Origin of the sequence: Conexibacter arvalis, assembly GCF_014199525.1 — a bacterium.
GTDB lineage: Bacteria > Actinomycetota > Thermoleophilia > Solirubrobacterales > Solirubrobacteraceae > Conexibacter > Conexibacter arvalis.
On record NZ_JACHNU010000005.1, the window covers coordinates 56,812 to 76,664 of the forward strand.

General features: G+C 74.4%; 18 protein-coding genes. 11 read left to right on the forward strand and 7 right to left on the reverse strand.

The window, feature by feature from the left end; translation table 11 throughout:
- Nucleotides 1-91: 91 nt before the first annotated feature.
- From BDZ31_RS16795 to BDZ31_RS16810, 4 genes are all read left to right on the forward strand, one after another.
- Nucleotides 92-2,881, forward strand: coding sequence for an ATP-binding protein (locus tag BDZ31_RS16795; RefSeq protein WP_183343511.1), 2,790 nt, complete (start codon nucleotides 92-94; stop codon nucleotides 2,879-2,881).
- 190 nt (nucleotides 2,882-3,071) lie between these two features.
- On the forward strand, nucleotides 3,072-4,766 hold the full coding sequence (locus BDZ31_RS16800; protein ID WP_183343512.1) for an FAD-binding oxidoreductase: 1,695 nt from the start codon (nucleotides 3,072-3,074) through the stop codon (nucleotides 4,764-4,766).
- 151 nt (nucleotides 4,767-4,917) lie between these two features.
- Complete coding sequence (locus BDZ31_RS16805; protein ID WP_183343513.1) at nucleotides 4,918-5,502, forward strand: TetR/AcrR family transcriptional regulator; 585 nt, start codon at nucleotides 4,918-4,920, stop codon at nucleotides 5,500-5,502.
- 390 nt (nucleotides 5,503-5,892) lie between these two features.
- Nucleotides 5,893-8,919, forward strand: coding sequence for a glycosyl hydrolase (locus tag BDZ31_RS16810; RefSeq protein WP_183343514.1), 3,027 nt, complete (start codon nucleotides 5,893-5,895; stop codon nucleotides 8,917-8,919).
- 72 nt (nucleotides 8,920-8,991) lie between these two features.
- On the opposite strand, the gene BDZ31_RS16815 is transcribed toward BDZ31_RS16810, so the two are convergent.
- Entirely contained in the window at nucleotides 8,992-9,174 is a 183-nt protein-coding gene (locus BDZ31_RS16815; RefSeq protein WP_183343515.1) for a hypothetical protein, read from the reverse strand.
- Nucleotides 9,175-9,272: 98 nt separating this feature from the next.
- Between BDZ31_RS16815 and BDZ31_RS16820 the strand changes: the two genes are divergently transcribed.
- The gene (locus BDZ31_RS16820; RefSeq protein WP_183343516.1) at nucleotides 9,273-9,740 is read left to right on the forward strand and encodes a hypothetical protein; all 468 of its coding nucleotides are present in this window, start codon (nucleotides 9,273-9,275) and stop codon (nucleotides 9,738-9,740) included.
- Between the two features lie 15 nt (nucleotides 9,741-9,755).
- Here the strand turns inward: BDZ31_RS16820 and BDZ31_RS16825 are convergent, their stop codons facing one another.
- Nucleotides 9,756-10,196: a DUF488 domain-containing protein gene (locus BDZ31_RS16825; RefSeq protein ID WP_183343517.1), complete on the reverse strand. Its 441-nt coding sequence runs from the start codon at nucleotides 10,194-10,196 to the stop codon at nucleotides 9,756-9,758.
- Nucleotides 10,197-10,267: 71 nt separating this feature from the next.
- On the opposite strand from BDZ31_RS16825, the gene BDZ31_RS16830 reads away from it, so the two are divergent.
- The 3 genes from BDZ31_RS16830 (at nucleotide 10,268) to BDZ31_RS16840 (ending at nucleotide 12,662) form a co-directional block, all read left to right on the forward strand.
- Complete coding sequence (locus BDZ31_RS16830) at nucleotides 10,268-10,948, forward strand: class I SAM-dependent methyltransferase (protein WP_183343518.1); 681 nt, start codon at nucleotides 10,268-10,270, stop codon at nucleotides 10,946-10,948.
- Nucleotides 10,949-11,048: 100 nt separating this feature from the next.
- On the forward strand, nucleotides 11,049-12,314 hold the full coding sequence (gene lhgO, locus BDZ31_RS16835; RefSeq protein ID WP_183343519.1) for an L-2-hydroxyglutarate oxidase: 1,266 nt from the start codon (nucleotides 11,049-11,051) through the stop codon (nucleotides 12,312-12,314).
- 66 nt (nucleotides 12,315-12,380) lie between these two features.
- Nucleotides 12,381-12,662 (forward strand): hypothetical protein, encoded by a 282-nt coding sequence (locus BDZ31_RS16840; protein ID WP_183343520.1) that lies wholly within the window; start codon nucleotides 12,381-12,383, stop codon nucleotides 12,660-12,662.
- Between the two features lie 60 nt (nucleotides 12,663-12,722).
- On the opposite strand, the gene BDZ31_RS16845 is transcribed toward BDZ31_RS16840, so the two are convergent.
- The 5 genes from BDZ31_RS16845 to BDZ31_RS25585 form a co-directional block, all read right to left on the reverse strand.
- Nucleotides 12,723-13,094: a cupin domain-containing protein gene (locus BDZ31_RS16845; protein ID WP_183343521.1), complete on the reverse strand. Its 372-nt coding sequence runs from the start codon at nucleotides 13,092-13,094 to the stop codon at nucleotides 12,723-12,725.
- A gap of 104 nt (nucleotides 13,095-13,198) precedes the next feature.
- Nucleotides 13,199-13,897, reverse strand: a complete 699-nt coding sequence (gene yaaA / locus BDZ31_RS16850; protein ID WP_221243140.1) for a peroxide stress protein YaaA — start codon at nucleotides 13,895-13,897, stop codon at nucleotides 13,199-13,201.
- A gap of 114 nt (nucleotides 13,898-14,011) precedes the next feature.
- Nucleotides 14,012-15,358, reverse strand: a complete 1,347-nt coding sequence (locus BDZ31_RS16855; protein ID WP_183343522.1) for a cytochrome P450 — start codon at nucleotides 15,356-15,358, stop codon at nucleotides 14,012-14,014.
- A 92-nt stretch (nucleotides 15,359-15,450) separates the two neighbouring features.
- Nucleotides 15,451-15,945: a beta-class carbonic anhydrase gene (locus BDZ31_RS16860; protein WP_183343523.1), complete on the reverse strand. Its 495-nt coding sequence runs from the start codon at nucleotides 15,943-15,945 to the stop codon at nucleotides 15,451-15,453.
- Between the two features lie 238 nt (nucleotides 15,946-16,183).
- Complete coding sequence (locus tag BDZ31_RS25585) at nucleotides 16,184-16,306, reverse strand: hypothetical protein (RefSeq protein WP_281381746.1); 123 nt, start codon at nucleotides 16,304-16,306, stop codon at nucleotides 16,184-16,186.
- A 26-nt stretch (nucleotides 16,307-16,332) separates the two neighbouring features.
- Here BDZ31_RS25585 and tig point away from each other — a divergent pair, with 26 nt between their 5' ends.
- The 3 genes from tig to clpX all read left to right on the forward strand — a co-directional run bounded on the left by tig (nucleotide 16,333) and on the right by clpX (nucleotide 19,849).
- Nucleotides 16,333-17,784: a trigger factor gene (tig, locus tag BDZ31_RS16865; protein WP_183343524.1), complete on the forward strand. Its 1,452-nt coding sequence runs from the start codon at nucleotides 16,333-16,335 to the stop codon at nucleotides 17,782-17,784.
- Between the two features lie 161 nt (nucleotides 17,785-17,945).
- Nucleotides 17,946-18,530, forward strand: coding sequence for an ATP-dependent Clp endopeptidase proteolytic subunit ClpP (gene clpP, locus BDZ31_RS16870; RefSeq protein WP_183343525.1), 585 nt, complete (start codon nucleotides 17,946-17,948; stop codon nucleotides 18,528-18,530).
- A gap of 41 nt (nucleotides 18,531-18,571) precedes the next feature.
- Nucleotides 18,572-19,849: an ATP-dependent Clp protease ATP-binding subunit ClpX gene (clpX, locus tag BDZ31_RS16875; RefSeq protein WP_183343526.1), complete on the forward strand. Its 1,278-nt coding sequence runs from the start codon at nucleotides 18,572-18,574 to the stop codon at nucleotides 19,847-19,849.
- Nucleotides 19,850-19,853 lie beyond the last annotated feature (4 nt).

Genomic DNA, 19,853 nt, shown 5'->3' on the forward strand with positions numbered 1-19,853 from the left:
CGGGACCTTTGTCATCCAGCTGTTGGTGAGCAGCAGTTGGATGACAGAGGTCTCCCGGCGGGGGTCGGAAATCGGCGATGATGCCGCGCCTATGGCACGGACGCTGGTGGCACGGGGTGAGGAGGTCGCCGCGCTCGACGCGGCGCTGGCCGGCGCCGCGGCCGGCAGCGGGTCGCTGACGCTGGTCGAGGGGCCGGCGGGGATCGGCAAGAGCGCGCTGCTCGACCACGTGCGGGAGCGCGCCGCGGCGCAGGACGCGCTCGTGCTGGAGGCGCGCGCCAGCGAGCTCGACCGCGGCTTCGGCTTCGGCGTCGTGCTGCAGCTGTTCGACCCGCTGCTCGCGGCCGCGGGCCCGGAGCGGCGCGCGGCGCTGCTGTCGGGGGCGGCCGCGCACGCGGCGCTGGTGCTGGCGCCCGAGCGCGGCGATCGCGCCGACGAGGCCGGCTACGCCGTTCTCCACGGCCTCTACTGGCTGGTCGCCAACCTCGCCGAGGAGCGGCCGCTGGCGCTGCTCGTCGACGATCTGCACTGGGCCGACGTGCCGTCGCTGCGCTTCCTCGAGTACCTCGCACGGCGGCTCGACGGGCTGCGCGCGACCGTCGCCGGCGCGCTGCGCCCGCATGAGCCGGGCGCGCCCGCGGAGCTGCTGCGCGTGCTGGCGGGCGGCCCCGCGGCGCGCGTCCTGCGACCGGCGCCGCTCGGCTCCGACGCCGCCGGCGAGCTGCTCGCCGACGCCCTCGGCAGCGCCCCCGACGCCGCCTTCCGCGACGCGGCGCTGGAGGCGACCGGCGGCAACCCGCTGCTGCTGTCGGTGCTCGCGCGCGAGGCCGACGCGCTCGGTCTCGCCGGCACCGCCGCCGACAGCGCCCGCGCCGCGGAGCTCGGCGCCGCCGGCGTCGCGCCCGCGATCGAGCGGCGGCTGCTCGCGCTCGGACCCGACGCGGTCGCGGTCGCGCGCGCGGCGGCGGTCGTCGGCGAGCGCGGCAGCACGGCCGACGTCGGCGCGCTCGCCGGCCTCGACGCCGACGCCTGCCGCGCGGCGCTCGACCGGCTCGCGCTCGCCAGGGTCGTGCGCGAGGGCTTCGTCTTCGTCCACCCGCTCGTCAAGGCGGCGGTGCTGGAGGCGACCCCGCCGGTCGACCGGATGCGGCTCCACCGGCTCGCCGCGACGCGGCTGCGCGAGCGCGGCGCCCGCCCGGCGGAGACGGCGCTCCACTGGCTCGCCGCCGAGCCGGCCGCCGACGCCCAGGCGGTCGCCGATCTGCGCGCCGCCGCCGCGGCCGCGACCGCCGAGGGCGCCCCCGAGACGGCCGTCGACCTGCTCGCGCGGGCGCTCGCCGAGCCGCCTGCGCGCGAGCTGCGCCCGCGGGTCCTGCTGGAGCTGGGCGAGCTGGAGGCGCGCATGCAGCGGCCGACCGCGGCCGGTCGGCTGCGCGAGGCGCTCGACGGCGGGCTGGTCGGCGACGACGCCGCCCGCGCCCGCGCCTCGCTCGGCAACTACCTCGTCAACAACGATCCCGCCGCGGCGCTCGACGAGGTCGCGCGCGGACTCGACGAGGCGCGCGACCCGGCGCTGCGGCTGCGGCTGGAGGCGTTCGCGATCGAGGCGCTGATCTTCGTCGACGCCTTCGCGCCCGAGCGGGAGGCCCGCTTCGCCGCCGGCCGCGACGACCCCGACGCCTCGCCGGTGATGCTCGCCCACCTGGCCGTCGACGACGCCTGCGCCGGCCGCCCGCGCGCCGCGGTGCTCGAGCGGGCCGCGCGCGCCCATGCCGGCGGCGCGCTGCTGGAGCAGATCGGCCCGGCCAGCTCGACCTGGAACCTGACGACCCACGCCTTCCGCTTCGCCGAGGCGCCGGAGCCGTGCGCCGAGGTGCTGCGCGACGGCGAGCGGCTCGTGCGCGAGCGCGGCCTGCCGGTCAACCCGTTCATCGAGCATGCGTGGGCCTACTGGCATCGCGACTTCGGCTCGGTCGCGACGGGGGCGGCGCGCGCTCGGCTGGGGCTCGAGGCCGTCCGCGAGATGGGGGTCGAGCTGACGACGACGGCGATCGCCGCGATCGTCGCCGAGAACCTCGTCCACCTCGACCGGCTCGACGAGGCGGCGGCCGAGATCGACGTCGACATGGGGGCGGCGAGAGACACGTACATCGAGCCGTTCGCGCTCACGACGCGCGGCTACGTCCGCTTCCTCCAGCGCCGCTTCGACGAGGCCGAGGCCGACCTGCGCCGCGTCGTCGCGCTCTGCGACGCGCGCGGCTGGCGCTCCCCGCACGCCGCGCTGCAGCGGCTGCGGCTCGCCGAGCTGCTGGCGGCGAAGGGCGAGCGCGCGGAGGCGCTGGCGCTGATGGACCACGACGTGCGGGTCGCGCGCGCGGCGGGGCTCGACGGCGCGCTCGGCTCGGCGCTGCTCGTGCGCGCGCTCGCGCTGGAGGGCGACGACGCGATCGACGGGCTGCGCGAGGCGGTCGCGGTGCTCGAGCCGACGCCGTACCGGTTGGAGCTGGGCTGGGCGCTCCACGACCTCGGGGCGAGACTGCGCGTCCGCGGCGCCCGCCGCGACGCGCGCGAGCCGCTGCGGCGGGCGCTCGACCTCGCGGCCCGGACCGAGTCGACGCGGCTGGCGCGCCACGCCCGCGAGGAGCTGGAGGCGACCGGCGCGCAGCCGCGCCGCGAGCTGCTGTCCGGCGTCGAGGCGCTGACGCCGGCCGAGCGCCGCGTCGCCGAGCTGGCCGCCGAGGGCCTCACCAACCGCCAGATCGCCGAGTCGCTGTGGGTGACCCACAAGACGGTCGAGATGCACCTCGGCCGCTCCTACGGCAAGCTCGGCATCCGCTCCCGCCGCCAGCTCGCCGGCGTGCTGCAGCCGGCGGCGGCGTAACGCGGCCGCGGCCGCGGGTGCGCTCGGGCGCGTGGGCCGCCGGTCGCCTCGCCCGCGGCCGCGGCGCCGCTCGGGTGCCGTGGGCCGCCGGTCGTCTCGCCCGCGGCCGCGGCGCCGCTCGGGTGCCGTGGGCCGCCGGTCGCCCCGCCAACCGAGTGATACAAACCGGCCGCGACTGTAACATCGACCCATGGTCGATTTCGCCGACTTCACGCTCCCCGACGACCCCGCCGCCGCCTGGGCGGCGCCCGGCGCCGAGCCGCTCGTCAGCCCGCGCGTGCGAGCGCTGATCGCGCAGGTCTTCGGGATCGACGGCGCGATCGACGGCGGCGATGCGGCCACGAAGCGCGCAGACGTCGTCGCGACTGGCGACGAGCGCGCCGCGAATGGCGGCGGCGCTGCCGCGGGCGGGGCGGCCCGGGACGGCGCGTCCGCTCTCCCGCCGAGCCCCCTCTCTTCGGCCGCTCATGCCGCCCTCGCGTCGGCGGTCGGGGCCGACCACGTCCGCACCGACGACGCGGCTCGGGCGGCGCACGCGAACGGGATGTCGTACCTCGACCTGGTCCGGCGCGGCCGCGCCAGCGCGGCGGACGGTCCGCCGGCGCCGCCGGACGCGGTCGTCGAGCCGGCCGACGAGCGGCAGGTGGCGGCGGTGCTGGCGACGGCCTCCGAGCATGCGGTCGCGGTCGTCCCGTTCGGCGGCGGCACGAGCGTCGTCGGCGGCGTCGCGCCCGAGCGCGGGCCGTTCGGGGCCGTCGTCGCACTCGACCTGCGCCGGCTCGACCGCCTCGTCGAGCTGGACGAGGTCTCCCGCACCGCGACGCTCCAAGCCGGCCTCACCGGTCCGCGCGCGGAGGCGCTGCTGGCCGCGCGCGGCTTCACGCTCGGCCATCTTCCGCAGAGCTTCGAGCGGGCGACGATCGGCGGCTACGCCGCGACCCGCTCGGCCGGCCAGCTGTCGACCGGCTGGGGCCGCTTCGACGCGCTCGTCGAGCGGCTGCGCGCGGTGACCCCGGCAGGGACGCTCTCGCTCGGGCGTGCGCCGGGCAGCGCCGCCGGGCCCGACCTGCGCCAGCTGCTGCTCGGCTCCGAGGGCGCCTTCGGCGTCATCACCGAGGTCACCGTCCGGATCCGTCCGCTGCCGCAGGTCCGCCGCCACGAGGGCTGGCGGGTCGACTCGTTCGCCGCCGGGACCGCGCTGCTGCGGCGGCTGGCGCAGGACGGCCCGCGCCCCGATCTCGCGCGGCTCTCCGACGAGGCCGAGACCGCGCTCGGAGTCGCGACCGCCGGCGAGCAGGCGGGTGAGGGCTGTCTGCTGCTGGTCGGCTGGGAGGGGAGCGAGGCCGACGTCGCCGGCCGCGCGCTCGCGACGGCGGCGCTACTGCGCGAGGCCGGCGCCGTCCCGCTCGGCGAGGAGGCGGCGGCGTCGTGGCGCAGCGGTCGCTTCAGAGCGCCGCGCCTGCGCGACGAGCTGCTGCCGCTCGGCCTGGTCGTCGAGACGCTGGAGACGGCGACCAGCTGGCGCGATCTCGAAGCGGTCCATGCAGCCGTCGGCGAGGCGCTGCGCGGCGCGCTCGCCGACGCGACGCCGCTGGTCGCCTGCCACATCTCGCACCTCTACGCCGCCGGCGCGTCGCTCTACTTCTCGGTGATCGCCCGGCAGGATTCGGCCGACCCGGTCGGCCAATGGCGCGCCGCGAAGCGCGCGGCCGGCGACGCGATCGCCGCCGCCGGCGCCACGATCACCCACCACCACGCCGTCGGCGCCGACCACGCCCCCTGGCTGGCGGACGAGGTCGGCGAGCCGGGCGTCGCGCTGCTCCGCGCCGTCAAGTCCCACCTCGACCCGGCGGGCGTGATGAACCCGGGCAAGCTGCTGCCCTGAGCCGCGCCGCCGCGCCGCCGCGCCGCCCCGCCGCCGCCTGCGGGGGAGCGCCGACGCGACGCTCCGGTCGCGTGAGGGTCTCCACGACCACCGGACGACCGGAGTGTCGCGTTGGCGCTCTCGCCCGCGCGCGGCCGTGTAGGGTCCCGGAATGTCCACGGACGGGCGGATGGCGGCGGAGGCGCGGCGCGGCGTGCTGGTCGCGACGGCGCGCACGCTGTTCGCAGTCCACGGTTACGAGCGGCTGTCGATGGCCCAGCTCGCGCGAGCGGCCGGGATCTCGAAGCCGCTGCTCTACCACTACTTCCCGAGCAAGCAGGCGCTGTTCGCCGCCGCGCTCCAGCAGACGGCGGACGAGCTGGGCGCGGCGCTGCGGCCCGATCCGTCGCGGCCGCCGACCGACCAGCTCGCCGCCGGGCTGCTCTCACTGCTCGAGTGGGTCGACGCCAACCAGGCGCAGGCGGCCGCGCTGCTGCGCAGCCTCGCGGTCGTCGAGGTCGCCGAGCTGGTCGCGGAGGCGCGCGGCGCGATCGCCCTGCGGATCCTCGACGGCCTTGGACCGGACGGCGGCAGCGACCGCGCGGCCGTCCAGCTCGCCGTCCACGCCTGGCTGCGCACGGTGGAGGGCGCCTGCCTCGCGTGGGTCGAGCGCGGCCTCTCCGTCACGCCCGCCGAGCTGCAGGGAGTCCTGCTCGGCTCGCTCGGCGGCTCGCTGATGGGCGCCGGCCAGCGCTGAGCCGCGCCGCGCCCGCGCCGCCCGCGCCCGCGCGCCGCCCGCGCCCGCGCGCCGCCCGCGCCCGCGCGCCGCCCGCGCGCAGCCCGCGCCCGCGCGCCGCCCGCGCCGCACGCCGCCCGCGCCCGTGCGCCGGTCTTGTACCGCGCCCACGCGCCGCCCGCGCGCCGCCCGCGCCCGCGCACCGCCCGCGCTCCGCTCCGGCGCCGCGCCCGAGCCCCGAGCCCGCGCGCCGCCTCCCGACACCCCGCGCCCACGCGCCAACATGAGCGGTTGTGATCGAAAAGGATCGTGCATGGTTGACTTCGATCAAGGGCGTTCATAGAGTCGCTCACGTTCAGATCGCGGGGTCGGGGTACGTCCCCGCGAGGTCGTTCACGAGGAGAGACACGGATGAGTGATCCCCGCACGCCCAGCGTCGGCGAGCTGTCGCGTCGACGGCTGCTCCAGCTCGGCGCCGTCGCCGCCGGAGCCGGAGCGCTCGCCTCCGCCGAGGGCGCCGCCGCGCAGGGCAAGGGCAACGGCCTCGGTCAGGGCGGCAGGGCCGGCGGCGGTGGGAACGTCCCGGGCATCGGCCGTTTCGCCGCGCCCGACCGCGCGGTCCAGCCGAGGTTCCGCTGGTGGTGGCCGCACGGCATGGTCGACCACGCCGAGATCGCGCGCGAGATCGACCAGATCGCCGACGCCGGCTTCGGCGGCGTCGAGATCGCCGACGTCCACCACTCCGTCAAGACGCCGCTCGACCCGGCCGGGACCGGCTGGGGGACGCCGACGTGGGTCGCCGCGGTCGAGGTCGCGCTGAAGCAGGCCCGCAAGCGCGGCGTGATCGTCGACATGACGCTCGGCCCGAGCTGGCCGGCCTCGACGCCGACGATCACCCCCGACAGCGACGCCGCCGTCAAGGAGGTCGCGCACGGCCTGCAGCCGCTCGCGGCGGGGACGACCTACGACGGCGCCGTCCCCGAGCCGGTCGTCGCGCCCCACGGCGCCGCCACGCGCAAGCAGCTGCTGCGCGTCGAGGCCGCCCAGGTGATGGCCGGCAGAGAGACGACGAGACGGCCGATCGGCATCGTCCGCGACAGCCTCGTCGACCTGACCGACACGGTCCGCGACGGCCGCATCGCCTTCACCGCCCCCGCCGCCGGCACGCAGTGGGTGCTGATCTCCTACTGGGAGCGCGGCTCGGGCCAGCAGCCGGAGGGCGGCCCGCACACCGAGCCCGAGTCGTACGTGATCGACCACTTCAGCGCCGCCGGTACGCAGACGATGATCGACTTCTGCGAGCGGACGCTGCTGACACGCGAGGTCCGCAGGCTGCTGCGCGACGTCGGCGGCACCATCTTCGAGGACTCGATCGAGATGGAGACCGACGCGACGCTGTGGACGCCGCGGATGGCGCAGGAGTTCGCCGCCTTCAAGGGCTATGAGCTGATGCCGGTGCTGGCCGCCGTCGTCGAGCAGGACGAGAAGTACGTCTTCGACTTCGACGACGCGACCCACGGCCGCATCCGCACCGACTACAACGACACGCTCTCGCAGCTGTACATCGACAACCACCTGCTGAAGCTGCAGCGGTGGGCGCGCGGCTTCGGCATGGGGCTGCGGATGCAGCCCTACGGCCTCGAGACCGACGCGGTGACGAAGGCGGCGCTGCTCGACGTCCCCGAGGGCGAGTCGCTCGGCTTCAAGAACCTCGACGACTTCCGCTCGCTGGCCGGCGGCCGCGACGCCGGCGGCAGACTGGTCCTCTCCAACGAGGCCGGCGGCCTCGCCGGCGGCGCCTACAGCACCGCCTGGGACGTGACGCTCAAGAGACTGATGCCGCAGTACGCGGCCGGCATGAACCAGGCGGTCTTCCACGGCTTCGCCTACCGCGACGTGCCGAACGTCAGATGGCCCGGCTTCGCCGCCTTCAGCCCCTACAACGGCGGGCCCGGCTACGGCGAGGCGTGGGGCCCGCGCCAGCCGACGTGGGGCCACGTGCCCGACATCTCGGCCTACCTCGCCCGCGTCCAGCACATCCTGCAGCTCGGCCGCCACCAGGTCGACGTCGCCTTCCTGCGCCAGAAGGGCTACGCCGGCTCCGGCTTCGGCGCCGCCTGGTTCACCAGCGACGGCGGACCGATCGGCTGGACGCACAACTTCCTCAGCCCGCGCACGCTGCACCTGCCGCTGATGCGGGTCCGCGGCGGCCGCCTGGCGCCCGACGGCGCGAACTACAAGGTGCTCGTCTTCGAGGGCGACGCTTTTGCCGGTCGCGAGCCCGCGCTCCAGCTCGACACGGCCGAGCGGCTGCTGTCGTTCGCGCAGGCGGGCCTGCCGATCGTCGTCGTCGGCGACTGGAGCAGACCGGTCACGCCCGGCCTGGCGCGTTCGGGCCAGCTGGCGCAGCTGAAGTCGCTGGTCGACGAGCTGCTGGCGCAGCCGACCGTCCGCAACGTCGCGGACCGCCCGAACATCCCGGAGGGGCTGGCGTCGCTCGGCATCCCGCGCGACGTCGAGCACGCGGAGAGATCGCCGCTGCTGCACGACCATCGCGTGCTGCCCGGGGCCGACCTGTACTACCTCGTCAACGGCCACGCGAGCACGCTCGTCGACCACGACGTGACGTTCGCGCCCAGCGGCCGCGGCGACGTCACGCCGTTCCTGCTCGACGCCTGGACCGGCGAGATCGCCCCCGTCGCGGAGTGGGAGGAGGTCGGTGGCCGCATCCGCATGCGCGTGCGGCTGAAGCCCGGGCAGACGACGATCGTCGCGCTCGCGCGGCGCGGCTGGTGGCAGGAGCTGCTCGGCTCCGCGACGCACGCGACCGCGACCGAGGCCGACGAGATCCGCTTCGCCGACCGGCGCCTGGAGATCCGCTCCGCGCAGGCCGGCAGCTACGCGACGACGCTCGCCGGCGGCCGCACCGTCCGCGCGGCGATCGGCCCGGTGCCGGCGCCGATCGCGCTGGAGTCGTGGTCGCTGGAGGTCGAGGACTGGCAGCCGGGGCGCAAGCCCTACGAGACGAGCAGAACGCGTCGCAAGGTGCCGCTGTCCGCGCTGGCGCCGTGGACGGCGATCCCCGGGCTCGAGGAGGTCTCCGGCATCGGCCGCTACACGGCGACAATCACGCTCGGCAGGGAATGGCGGGGCGAGATCGGCGCGAAGCTCGACCTGGGGGAGGTGTTCGACACCTTCCGCGTGCGGGTCAACGGGAAGCCGCTCGGCCCGCTCGACCAGGTCGACACGGTCGTCGACCTCGGCGACCGGCTGAAGCCAGGCCGCAACACGATCGAGGTCGAGGTCGCGACGACGCTGCTCAACCGCCTGCGCGTCACCGACCCGACCGTCTTCGGCGGCAACAGACCGCAGAGCTACGGACTGATCGGCCCGGTGCGCCTGCTGCCGTACGGTCGCGCGACGCTCCCGAAGCGCTGAGCGACCGTCGCGCCGGCCGGTCCGTTCGCGGGCCGGCCGGTCGCGCCCGCCCGCGGGCGGGCAGGGCGCCCGCTAGCGCAGGTCGCCGTCCTCGTGGCGCAGCGCGCGGGCGTCGCGCAGGTCGAGGCGCGGGGAGCCGCACGCGGCGTTGTGGCAGACGATCGCACGACCGTCGCCGCCGGAGTGGAAGTGGACCGGCTCCGGGCGGGTGTTGCTCTCGAAGAGCCGGCCGATGACGGAGATGAACGAAGGCATGTTGCTTTCTGGTCGAGTGGTGCGTCGGTACACCAATCAAGGTAGGTATCGAAGCGCCGGAGATGTGTGAGGGCGCGCACCTCCTACAGTGAGGGGCCGTGTCCGAGAGGCCCGACAGCCGACTGACCCCCGCCGAGCGGATCCTGCGCCGCAGCGCGGACGACACCCAGCACGGCAGACCGCTCTCCTCGCGCGCCCGGCAGGCGCAGCGCAGCGTCGAGAACTACCTGAAGGGCGGCAACCCGCCGCGCTGGATGGAGCGGATCGCCGAGATCGACGCCCGTACGGCGCGCGAGCTGGGCGAGCTGGAGGAGGCGTGGCAGGCGCTGCGCGCCGAGCACGACGGCGACCGCGAGGCGTTCGCCGCGGCGTGGCGGGCGGTCGCTCACGCGCGCGACTTCGACGAGCTGAACGCGCTGATCCGCCAGCACAACGACTGGTACCCGGTCGAGCGCGACCTCCCGTTCGACCCGCGCACCGGCGAGTACCTGAAGGTCCACGGCCGCTCCTACCTGCGCCCGCTGCTCGGCCCCGAGTGGGTGCTGGAGCGGTTCCCGGCCGAGTAGCCGCCGGGCGCGCCGTCAGAGGTCGACGACCTCCAGCCCCGGCACGCGCTCGCGCAGCAGCTCGGCGAGCACGCGGCGGTGGCAGCCCGACGGCTCGGCCTCGAGGCAGAGGAGCGCGGTCGCCGGGCCGCCGCGCGTCAGCTCGGCGGCGAGCGCGTCGAGCTCGGCGGCGGCGTTCGCCTCGGCGTGTGCGCGATAGCGGCGGGCGGCCTCGCGGACGGCGCTGCGACGGTAGAACGACCGGATCTCCGGCGGCGTCCCCAGCGAGCGGCGGTGCTCGTAGGCGATCCCGTGCGCGGCGAGCCGCTCGCCGAGCTTCGTCTTCGACATCCCCGGCCGCCGCGACTGCGGCCGCTCGCGCACGTCGAGGACCCGCACGACGCCGGCCGCCTCCAGCTCCGCGACGAGCGCCTCCGGCGCGAGCCGCTCGTACCCGATCGTCCACAGGGTCGGCATGGAGTTCACCGTAGCGCGGCCCGCCGCGGGCGCCGTCGCCCGCGGGCGCCGACCGGGCGTAGACTCGGCAGATGGCCGACCAGACGCCGACCCAGCCGCCGCAGCCCGTCAGCCACCCGCTCTTCGCCCGCTTCTACGCCCGCGTGCTCGCGCGCAACGAGCCGGCCGAGATGCGCGACCACCGGGTCGCGCTGCTCGCCGGCCTGCGCGGCCGCGTCGTCGAGGTCGGCGCCGGTTCGGGCGCGAACTTCGCGCACTACCCGACGACCGTCGACGAGGTGGTCGCCGTCGAGCCCGAGCCGTACCTGCGCGACGAGGCGCGCGCCGCGGCCGCGAGCGCGCCGGTGCCGGTGACCGTCGTCGAGGGCGTCGCCGACGCGCTCCCGCTCGAGGACGGCTCGTGCGACGCCGCCGTCGCCTGCCTCGTGCTCTGCTCGGTGCCCGACCAGGGGCAGGCGCTCGCGGAGATGCGGCGCGTCCTGAGACGGCCCGACGGGGAGCTGCGCTTCTTCGAGCACGTGCTCGCGAAGAAGCCGCGGACGGCCCGCCTCCAACGCGTCGTCGACCGGCTCTTCTGGCCGCGCGCCTTCGGCGGCTGCCACACCGCCCGCGACACCGGTGCGGCGATCGCGGCGGCCGGCTTCGAGATCGTCGAGCAGCGGCGGGTCAAGGCGCCCGCGCTGACGCCGCCGCCGGTCTCCGTGCAGCTCGCCGGTCGCGCACGGCTTCCGCACGACCCGTCGGCTGTGTAGCATCGCTTGACGGTGCACCACCGTCCGCGCGCCCGAACCGGGCACGCGCCGCCGACAAGCGACAGACCTCCCCGAACCCGGGCGCCGGCGGCGCCATGCCATGACTGCCACCACCGACACCACCAGCACCACGGACACGACCGGCCTCCACGGCGCCCACGACCTCGTCGTCGTCGGCGCCGGCATCGTCGGCCTCGCCGTCGCGCGCGAGCTGCTGCACCGCCATCCGCGGCTGAAGCTCGTCGTCGTCGACAAGGAGCAGCAGGTCGGCCGGCACCAGACCGGCCACAACAGCGGCGTGATCCACGCCGGGATCTACTACCAGCCGGGTTCGCTGAAGGCGCGGCTGTGCGTCGAGGGCGCCGCCGCCCTGTTCGACTACTGCGAGCGCAAGGAGATCGCGTTCGACCGCTGCGGCAAGGTGATCGTCGCGCTCTCCGACGCGGAGCTGGGCCGGCTCGACGAGCTCGAGCGGCGCGGCCGCGCCAACGGCGTCCCGGGCCTCAGACGGCTCGACGCCGCCGGCCTGCGCGAGGTCGAGCCGCATGCCGCGGGCGTCGCCGCACTCCACTCGCCGAACACCGCGATCGTCGACTTCCCCGCGGTGGCGCGCGGGCTCGCCGACGACGTCGTCGCGGCCGGCGGGCGGCTCGCGCTCGGGCGCGAGGTGACCGGCGTCGAGCGCGGCAGCGGCGGCGGCGTCGTGCTGCGCGACGCCGACGGCGGCGGGATCGGGGCCAGACGCGTCGTCTTCTGCGCCGGCCTCTGGGCCGACCGCCTCGCGCGCGCCGCCGGCGCCGACCCGGACCCGCGGATCGTCCCCTTCCGCGGCCAGTACATGACGCTCGCGCCGCAGGCCCGCAGCCTCGTCAAGGGCCTGATCTACCCGGTTCCGGACCCGTCGCTGCCGTTCCTCGGCGTCCACCTCACCAAGCACGTCTCCGGCGAGGTGTGGGCAGGTCCGAGCGCGCTGCTGGTCGGCGCCCGCGACGCCTACCGCCTCGGCCGCCTGCGCGGCGCCGACCTCGCCGACACGCTCGGCTGGCCGGGGACGTGGCGGGTGATGGCGAGATACTGGCGCAGCGGCCTCGACGAGATCCGCCTCGCCGCGAGCAGAGCGGCCTTCGCGCGCGCCTGCGCCCAATACGTCCCGCAGCTGCGACCGGAGGATCTGCTGCCCGGCCAGGCCGGCGTCCGCGCCCAGGCGGTATCGCGCGACGGCAGGCTGGTCGACGACTTCGTCTTCTCCGACGCGCCGGGCGAGCTGCACGTCCGCAACGCGCCGTCGCCGGCGGCGACCTCGGCGCTCGCGATCGCCGGCATGATCGCCGACCGCGCCGAGGAGGCGCTGTCGCTCGCGCGCTGACCGACTGTGCCGGTCCGCGTCCGCAACGGGGCCCGGACCGGCACCGCCCGCGCTACGCTGCGGGTCGTGAGTGGCGATTCGCTCGACGCGCTCAGTTCAGAGCAGCTGCATGACCTCGCGGTCAAGCGCGCGCGGCGCCATCTCGACGTCGCCTTCTTCTGGCGCCTGATGAAGTACCTGCCGGCCGCCGAGGCGGGGGCGGGGGAGATCGACGAGGCCGACGCCGACCTCGACTCGCTGACCGCCCACGTCGACGACGTGACGACCTCAGGCAGAGGCGAGGTCGGCGACCTGCTGCGCCCGTTCTACCTCGAGTACCTGCGCGAGCACGGCGTCACGGGGCCGTAGGAGGGCGGCCCGCGGCGTCGCCGGCAGCCGTCCGGCTCGCGCCGGCCGGCCGCCGCGTCGTCAATGTCTCTTCGCGTAGTCCCCGAACTCGCCGAAGTCGAGCATCGTGCAGGTCTCGTCGCCGAGCACCTCGGCGTCGTGGCCGGGCGCGATCGCGAAGACGTCGCCGGGGTGGATCGTCATCTCTCTCCCGTCGTCCATCCGGACCCGCATCTGGCCCGAGAGGCAATAGCCGAGATGGGAGACCTGGCAGCTGTCGGTGCCGGCGATCGGCTTGACGTCGTCGGACCAGCGCCAGCCGGGCTCGAAGCTCCCGCAGCCGACGATGTGGCCGTTCATGTCGAGCGCGTCCGCTCTGCCGTGGGCCATGAACGGGCGGGACTCGTCGGGGACGTCGAAGCGCTTGACCACGGTGGTCGCGGTGGTGGCCATGGGCTCCTCCTTCTGTCGGGAGACCGACGCTACTCCTCGCTCCACCGACCGCCACCCGCCCGTCGCGCGGGGGCGCCGAGACGCGGCGGCCGGGCGCGTTCGCCTCAGCGCTCGAGCACGTCGAGCGACCAGGCGGCGCCGGGGCGCTCCGGCTCGCGCAGCTCGGCCTCCATCCCGGCGGCGGCGACGATCGAGGCGGCGTCGGCCGGCGTCCGCGGCGCCGCGCTGGCGAGCAGCAGCTCGCGCGCGACGTCGCCGCGGGTCGCCTTCGCCATGTGCGAGATCACCTGACGCGACCCGTCGGGCTTGACGCTGAAGGCGCGCACCTCGACCCGCGCCGCCGCCCGCGGCTTCCAGACGGAGGCGTAGCCGCCGGAGCGGCAGTCGACGACCAGCTCGCGCGGCCTGTCGCGCGCGGCCAGCGCCTCCGCGACGAGCGGGCGCCAGGCGCCGGCGAGCCCGCCGATCCCGTCGACCCTGTCGCCGATCGGCAGCTTGTAGCGGGGGATGCGGTCGGCGAGCGAGAGCAGCCCCCACAGCCCGCTGGCGATCAGGACCGCGCGGGCGGCCCGCCGTCTCGCCGCGACCGGGAGCGAGGCGACGTCGAGGCGACCGTAGAGGACGCCGTCGTAGACCTTCCACGCCGGCGCCGCGGGCGCGGTCGCGAGCGCCGGGTCGAGCGCGTCGAGGAGCTGCGCGCGCAGCGGGCCGAGCGCGTCGGCGAACGAGAGCGAGTCGAGGTCGACCGCTCTGCCGGATCTCGGCGCGGCCTTCCCCTCGGAGGGCGGGAGCAGGAGCAGCATGAGAGCCGCAAGTCTGCCGCTTCCTCGCCGCTCGCGCCGGCCCGCCGCCACGAGCTGCGTCGATCCGCACCCCTCCACGGGGTCGGATCGACACAGCTCACGACCGCGCGGCCGTCACGCCCGCTCGCGCACGAGCTTCACGCCGCGTCCCGGCACGAGCGTCACGCCGGTCGCGCGGATCGGCTCCGGGCGCCGCGACGCAAGCCGCAGCGGCGAGCGGGCCAGCACGCGCAGGATCGTCTCCAGCTCGAACTGGGCGAAGCTGGCGCCGATGCACCGCCGCACCCCGCCGCCGAACGGCAGCCAGCCGTAGGAGGGAACCGCGGCGTCGCCGAGGAACCGCTCCGGCCGGAAGCGGGTCGGCTCCGGGTAGATGTCGGCGCGGTGGTGGGTGAGCGCGATCGAGGCCAGCAGGCCGGCTCCGGCGGGCACGTCGTGGTCGCCGATCCGCACCGGCTCGGTCACGACGCGCCCGACGAACGGCACGACCGGGCGGATCCGCAGGACCTCCTGGCAGACGGCGCGCACGTAGTCGTCGTCGGGGGCCGCGCGCATCCGCGCGAGCACAGCCGGGTTGCGCAGCAGCAGGTCGACCGCCCAGGTGAGCGCCGTCGCGGTCGTCTCGTGGCCGGCGGCGACGAGCGTCATCAGCTCGTCGCGCAGCTCGCCGTCGCCCATCGGCGTGCCGTCCTCGTGGGTCGCCTGGACGAGCATCGAGAGGATGTCGGAGCGCTGCGACAGCTGGTCGTCGCCGAGCGCGCGGCGGTCGGCGATCTCGGCGTAGAGGAGCTGGTCGACGGCGTCGCGGCGCGACTCGAACTGCTCGCGCAGGCGGATCGGGCCGACGTTGACCGTCGCGATCGAGCCCCAGAAGACGACGTGGCGCGCGGCGTCGATGTAGCGCGGCAGCAGCCGCCGCATCTCGTCCTTGCGCGCCGCGTCGCTGATGCCGAAGACGACGTCGAGGATCACCTCCAGCGTCAGCGCCTGCATCCGCCGGTCGAGCCGGAAGGTCTCGCCGACCGGCCAGGCGGCCGCCTCGCGCTCGGCCAGCTCGTCGATCAGCTCGCCGTAGGCGCGCAGCCGCTCGCCGTGGAACGGCGGCAGCAGCAGCTTGCGCTGCCGCATGTGCGGCGCGCGGTCGAGCGTCAGCAGCGACCAGCGGCCGAGGACCGGCTTCAGCGGGCGGTTGGCGAGCCCGGCGAGGAAGACGTCCGGTCTGCCGGTGACGACCTGCTTGACGAGCTCGGGCGAGCTGAAGACGAGCGAGGGGGAGAAGCCGGGCACGCGCATCGTGAACGGCTCGCCGAAGCGCTCGTGGGCGCGCAGCGCGGTGCCGATCGGGTCGCGCGCGACCGCGGCGATCTGCAGCAGCGGCGGCAGCTTCGGCCCCGGCGGCAGCGCGCCGCGCGGCGGATAGGCGGGGACCGGGATGGTCGGATCGATCGTCGTCGTGCTCATCGCGCCCCTCTTCGCTCGGTCGGTTGGCTGGCCAGCCAAAGCGGCCGCCGGAGCATAGCGCCGCCGCCCGCCGCCTTCGAGCGGGAACCGTCTCAGCCGATCTCGCGCAGCCGCCCGCTCGTCAAGTCGTGGACGAACCCGCGGACGCGGTCGACGTGCAGCAGGAAGGGGCTCGCCTCGACGCGCGCGATCGACTGGCGCACGTCGGTGTCGACGTCGCCGCCGAACGCCTCCGCCGGCCAGCTCGGCTTCAGCCCCGTCTCGCGCCGCAGCTCGTCGCGGAACTCCTCCTCGTCGAGCAGCTCCAGCTCGCACCCGGTGTGGTGGATCAGCATCACCTCCTCGGTCCCGAGCACGCGCTGCGAGATCGCCAGCGAGCGGATCGTGTCGTCGGTGACGACGCCGCCGGCGTTGCGCAGCACGTGCGCGTCCCCGGGCCCGATCCCGAGCAGCGCGAGCGGGTCGACGCCGGCATCCATGCAGAGGACGACCGCGAGGCGCAGGTGCGGCGTGCGCGAGCCGGTCGCCTCGATCGGCTGGGGCGGGCGCGACTGGGCCTTGCGGAGCAGCTCGTCGATGACGCTCATACGACCTCCGAATCGCTCGCCGACGCTCCCAAAATAGATGAAAACCGGGGGTCGTACCTGACGCCGTTCGGCAAACGCGCGCGCAAACGCGTGCGCGCGCACGCGCACGCGCGCGCGATGCCGCGCGGCTGCCCTCGGGACCGCGCCGATCGTCGCTGCCCGGCCAGCCGATCGCCCGGCCAGCCGATCGCCCGGCCAGCCGATCGCCCGGCCAGCCGATCGCCCGGCCAGCCGATCGTCAGGCGCGCTCGCGCACGCGCGCGAGCGCCCATCTGCCCCACGCGGAGGCGAGATCGGCGGCGCCCGCGACGAGGAAGCCGGCGGGCCCGGTCAGGAGACGCGCGAGGAGCCGGGAGGTCACCCGCCCACGGTATCGTTCGCGGCCTCATGCCTGAAGCCCTCAAGACCAACGTCACCGAGCTTCCCGAGTCGCGCGTCCGCGTCGAGGCCGAAGTTCCCGCCGCCGAGGTGGAGAAGAGCCTCGCCCGCGCAGCGAAGCAGCTCGCCCGCGACATGCGCGTGCCGGGCTTCCGCAAGGGGAAGGTCCCGCCCCAGGTCGTCATCCGCCGCGTCGGTCGCGAGTACGTCCTCGACGAGGCGGTCCGCACGTCGATCGGGACGTGGTACTCGCAGGCGATCGACGAGGCGCGCATCCATCCCGTCGGCGAGCCGAGACTCGACCTCGGCGACCTCCCGGCGCAGGGCGGGGCGCTCAGCTTCACGATCGAGATCGGCGTCCGCCCGACGGCGACGCTCGGCGAGTACAAGGGCCTGGAGGTCGGCAAGCGCGAGGCCGACGTCGACGACGAGCGCGTCGAGCACGAGCTCGAGCACCTGCGCGAGCACCTCGGCAGACTCGAGACGGCCGAGCGCGCCGCGAGAGAGGGCGACTTCGTCGTCGTCGACTACGTCGGCTCGATCGACGACGTCCCGTTCGAGGGAGGCGAGGGCCGCGACCAGCTGATCGAGATCGGCGGCGGCCGCCTGATCCCGGGCTTCGAGGAGCAGCTCGTCGGCATCTCCGCCGGCGACGAGCGCACGATCGAGGTCAGATTCCCCGACGACTACGGCGCCGACCATCTCGCCGGCAGAGACGCCCGCTTCGCGATCTCCGCCAAGGAGGTCCGCGAGAGAGTCCTGCCCGAGCTCGACGACGACCTCGCCTCCGACGCCGCCGGCTTCGACACGCTCGACGAGCTGAAGGACGACATCCGCAGACGGATCGCCTCCCAGGAGGAGCAGGCGATCGAGAACGAGTTCCGCGAGGCGGTCCTCGACGCGGCCGTCGAGAACGCGACGATCGAGGTCCCGCAGGCGCTCGTCGAGGCGCGCGCCCAGGAGCTGTGGGACCAGACGGCGCGCACGCTGCAGCAGCGCGGCCTCTCGAAGGATGCCTACATGCAGATGTCGGGCAGAAGCGAGGAGGAGATCCTCGAGGAGGCGAAGCCCGACGCCGACCAGGCGCTGCGCCGCGAGGCCGTCCTCGCCGCCGTCATCGAGGCCGAGTCGATCGACCCGACCGACGAGGAGCTCGCCGAGGCGTTGGAGCACACCGCCTCGCACGAGAGAACGACCGGCGCCAAGCTGCTCGAGCGCGTCAAGAAGCGCGGCAACATCGACGCGCTGAAGGAGGACGTCGCGACGACGAAGGCGCTCGACCTGCTCGTCGAGCAGGCGAAGCCGGTCGCGCCCGACGCCGCTCCGAGAAGAGCGGAGAGAGCGAGCGCGGCGAGAAGAGCGGCCGCCAGAAGATCCGCCGGCGAGAGAAGAGCCGCGAGACCGAGAGCCGCCAGAAGAGCGGCGAGAAGAGCGGCCAGAAGAGCCGCCTCCGACGCCTGAGCGCGCCCTTCGGCGGCCGGATCGATCCGGCCGCCGCACGCCGCTCCGGCACCATCGGAGCGGCCCGATCCCTGTTGCTAGACTCGCCCCACCGGACGGGCCAGAGCACTCGGCTCTCCCCGGAAGGATTCGAGCCGAGGAAGCGAAACAAAGCGAGGACTATGAGCCCCCTGGTACCGATGGTCGTTGAGCAGACGTCACGTGGCGAGCGCGCCTTCGACATCTACTCGCGCCTCCTCAACGAGCGCATCATCTTCCTCGGGACCCCGGTCGACGACCAGATCGCGAACCTGATCGTCGCGCAGCTGCTGCACCTGGAGTCCGAGGATCCCGACAAGGACATCTCGCTCTACATCAACTCGCCGGGCGGCTCCGTGTACGCGGGTCTCGCGATCTACGACACGATGCAGTTCATCAAGCCCGACGTGCAGACGATCTGCGTCGGCATCGCGATGTCGATGGGCGCGCTGCTGCTGTCCGGCGGCGCCGAGGGCAAGCGCATGGCGCTGCCGAACTCGAAGATCCTCATCCACCAGGTCTCGTCGAGCTTCCAGGGTCAGGCGACTGACATCGAGATCCATGCGAGAGAGATCATCGACATCCGCCGTCGTCTCGACGAGATCATCGCCCACCACTCCGGCAAGCCCGTCGAAGAGGTCAAGAAGGACACGGAGCGCGACTACTTCATGAGCGCGGAAGAGGCGAGAGACTACGGCATCATCGACCGGGTGATCTCGCAGCACTAAGGTAAACGCGTGCAGGTGCCGACTCCTGGGGAGTGACCGACATGGCACGACCGACAGATTCCAACGAACAGCTTCTCTGCTCCTTCTGCGGCAAGTCCCAGCGACAGGTCAAGAAGCTGATCGCCGGTCCCGGCGTCTACATCTGCGACGAGTGCATCGACCTCTGCAACGAGATCATCGATGAGGAGCTGACCGCTCCGCCGACGTTCGACATCGAGAACCTGCCGAAGCCGCGCCAGATCTACGACGTGCTCAACGAGTACGTCGTCGGTCAGGAAGCGGCGAAGCGGACGCTCTCCGTGGCGGTCTACAACCACTACAAGCGCGTCCAGATGATGCAGTCCGATGACGACGACATCGAGCTGCAGAAGTCGAACATCCTGCTGCTCGGGCCGACCGGCTGCGGCAAGACGCTGCTGGCCCAGACGCTCGCGAAGATCCTCAACGTCCCGTTCGCGATCGCCGACGCGACCGCCCTCACCGAGGCCGGCTACGTCGGCGAGGACGTCGAGAACATCCTCCTGAAGCTGATCCAGGCGGCCGACTACGACGTCAAGAAGGCCGAGACCGGGATCATCTACATCGACGAGGTCGACAAGATCGCCCGCAAGGCCGACAACCCGTCGATCACGCGCGACGTCTCCGGCGAGGGCGTGCAGCAGGCGCTGCTGAAGATCCTCGAGGGGACGACCGCGTCGGTCCCGCCGCAGGGCGGCAGGAAGCACCCCCATCAGGAGTTCCTGACGATCGACACGACGAACATCCTGTTCGTCTGCGGTGGCGCCTTCGCCAACCTCGACAAGGTGATCGAGCGGCGCGTCGGCCACCAGGGCGTCGGCTTCGGCGCCCAGATCCAGGAGAAGGCGCAGCGCGACCTCGGCAACACCTTCGAGAACTGCCTGCCCGAGGATCTCGTCCACTACGGCCTGATCCCCGAGTTCATCGGCCGTCTGCCGGTGATGTCGGCCGTCCATCAGCTCTCCAGAGAGGAGCTGATGACGATCCTGACCGAGCCGCGCAACGCGCTCGTCAAGCAGTTCCAGCGCTTCTTCCAGTTCGACGGGATCGAGCTCGTCTTCGCCGACGAGGCGCTCCAGTCGGTCGCGGACAAGGCGCTGGAGCGCGAGACCGGCGCCCGCGGCCTGCGCTCGATCATCGAGGAGGTCCTGCTCGAGGTCCAGTTCGAGCTCCCCTCCCGCCGCGACGTGAAGAAGTGCGTCGTGACGAAGGAAGTGATCGAGAGGGGCATCAGCCCGACGCTCGTCACCGAGGCCGTCGACGACGACGGCACCGGCGACCTGCGCGAAGAGTCGGCCTGACCGC

Bases quoted from the DNA above. Each gene is read 5' to 3' on its own strand.
- BDZ31_RS16815 (WP_183343515.1), bottom strand. From the start codon at position 9,174: ATGCCTTCGTTCATCTCCGTCATCGGCCGGCTCTTCGAGAGCAACACC.
- tig (WP_183343524.1), top strand. From the start codon at position 16,333: ATGCCTGAAGCCCTCAAGACCAACGTCACCGAGCTTCCCGAGTCGCGC.
- BDZ31_RS16860 (WP_183343523.1), bottom strand. From the start codon at position 15,945: ATGAGCGTCATCGACGAGCTGCTCCGCAAGGCCCAGTCGCGCCCGCCC.
- lhgO (WP_183343519.1), top strand. From the start codon at position 11,049: ATGACTGCCACCACCGACACCACCAGCACCACGGACACGACCGGCCTC.
- BDZ31_RS16800 (WP_183343512.1), top strand. From the start codon at position 3,072: ATGGTCGATTTCGCCGACTTCACGCTCCCCGACGACCCCGCCGCCGCC.
- yaaA (WP_221243140.1), bottom strand. From the start codon at position 13,897: ATGCTGCTCCTGCTCCCGCCCTCCGAGGGGAAGGCCGCGCCGAGATCC.
- BDZ31_RS16805 (WP_183343513.1), top strand. From the start codon at position 4,918: ATGTCCACGGACGGGCGGATGGCGGCGGAGGCGCGGCGCGGCGTGCTG.
- clpP (WP_183343525.1), top strand. From the start codon at position 17,946: ATGAGCCCCCTGGTACCGATGGTCGTTGAGCAGACGTCACGTGGCGAG.
- BDZ31_RS16855 (WP_183343522.1), bottom strand. From the start codon at position 15,358: ATGAGCACGACGACGATCGATCCGACCATCCCGGTCCCCGCCTATCCG.
- BDZ31_RS16830 (WP_183343518.1), top strand. From the start codon at position 10,268: ATGGCCGACCAGACGCCGACCCAGCCGCCGCAGCCCGTCAGCCACCCG.
- BDZ31_RS16795 (WP_183343511.1), top strand. From the start codon at position 92: ATGGCACGGACGCTGGTGGCACGGGGTGAGGAGGTCGCCGCGCTCGAC.
- clpX (WP_183343526.1), top strand. From the start codon at position 18,572: ATGGCACGACCGACAGATTCCAACGAACAGCTTCTCTGCTCCTTCTGC.
- BDZ31_RS16845 (WP_183343521.1), bottom strand. From the start codon at position 13,094: ATGGCCACCACCGCGACCACCGTGGTCAAGCGCTTCGACGTCCCCGAC.
- BDZ31_RS16825 (WP_183343517.1), bottom strand. From the start codon at position 10,196: ATGCCGACCCTGTGGACGATCGGGTACGAGCGGCTCGCGCCGGAGGCG.
- BDZ31_RS16810 (WP_183343514.1), top strand. From the start codon at position 5,893: ATGAGTGATCCCCGCACGCCCAGCGTCGGCGAGCTGTCGCGTCGACGG.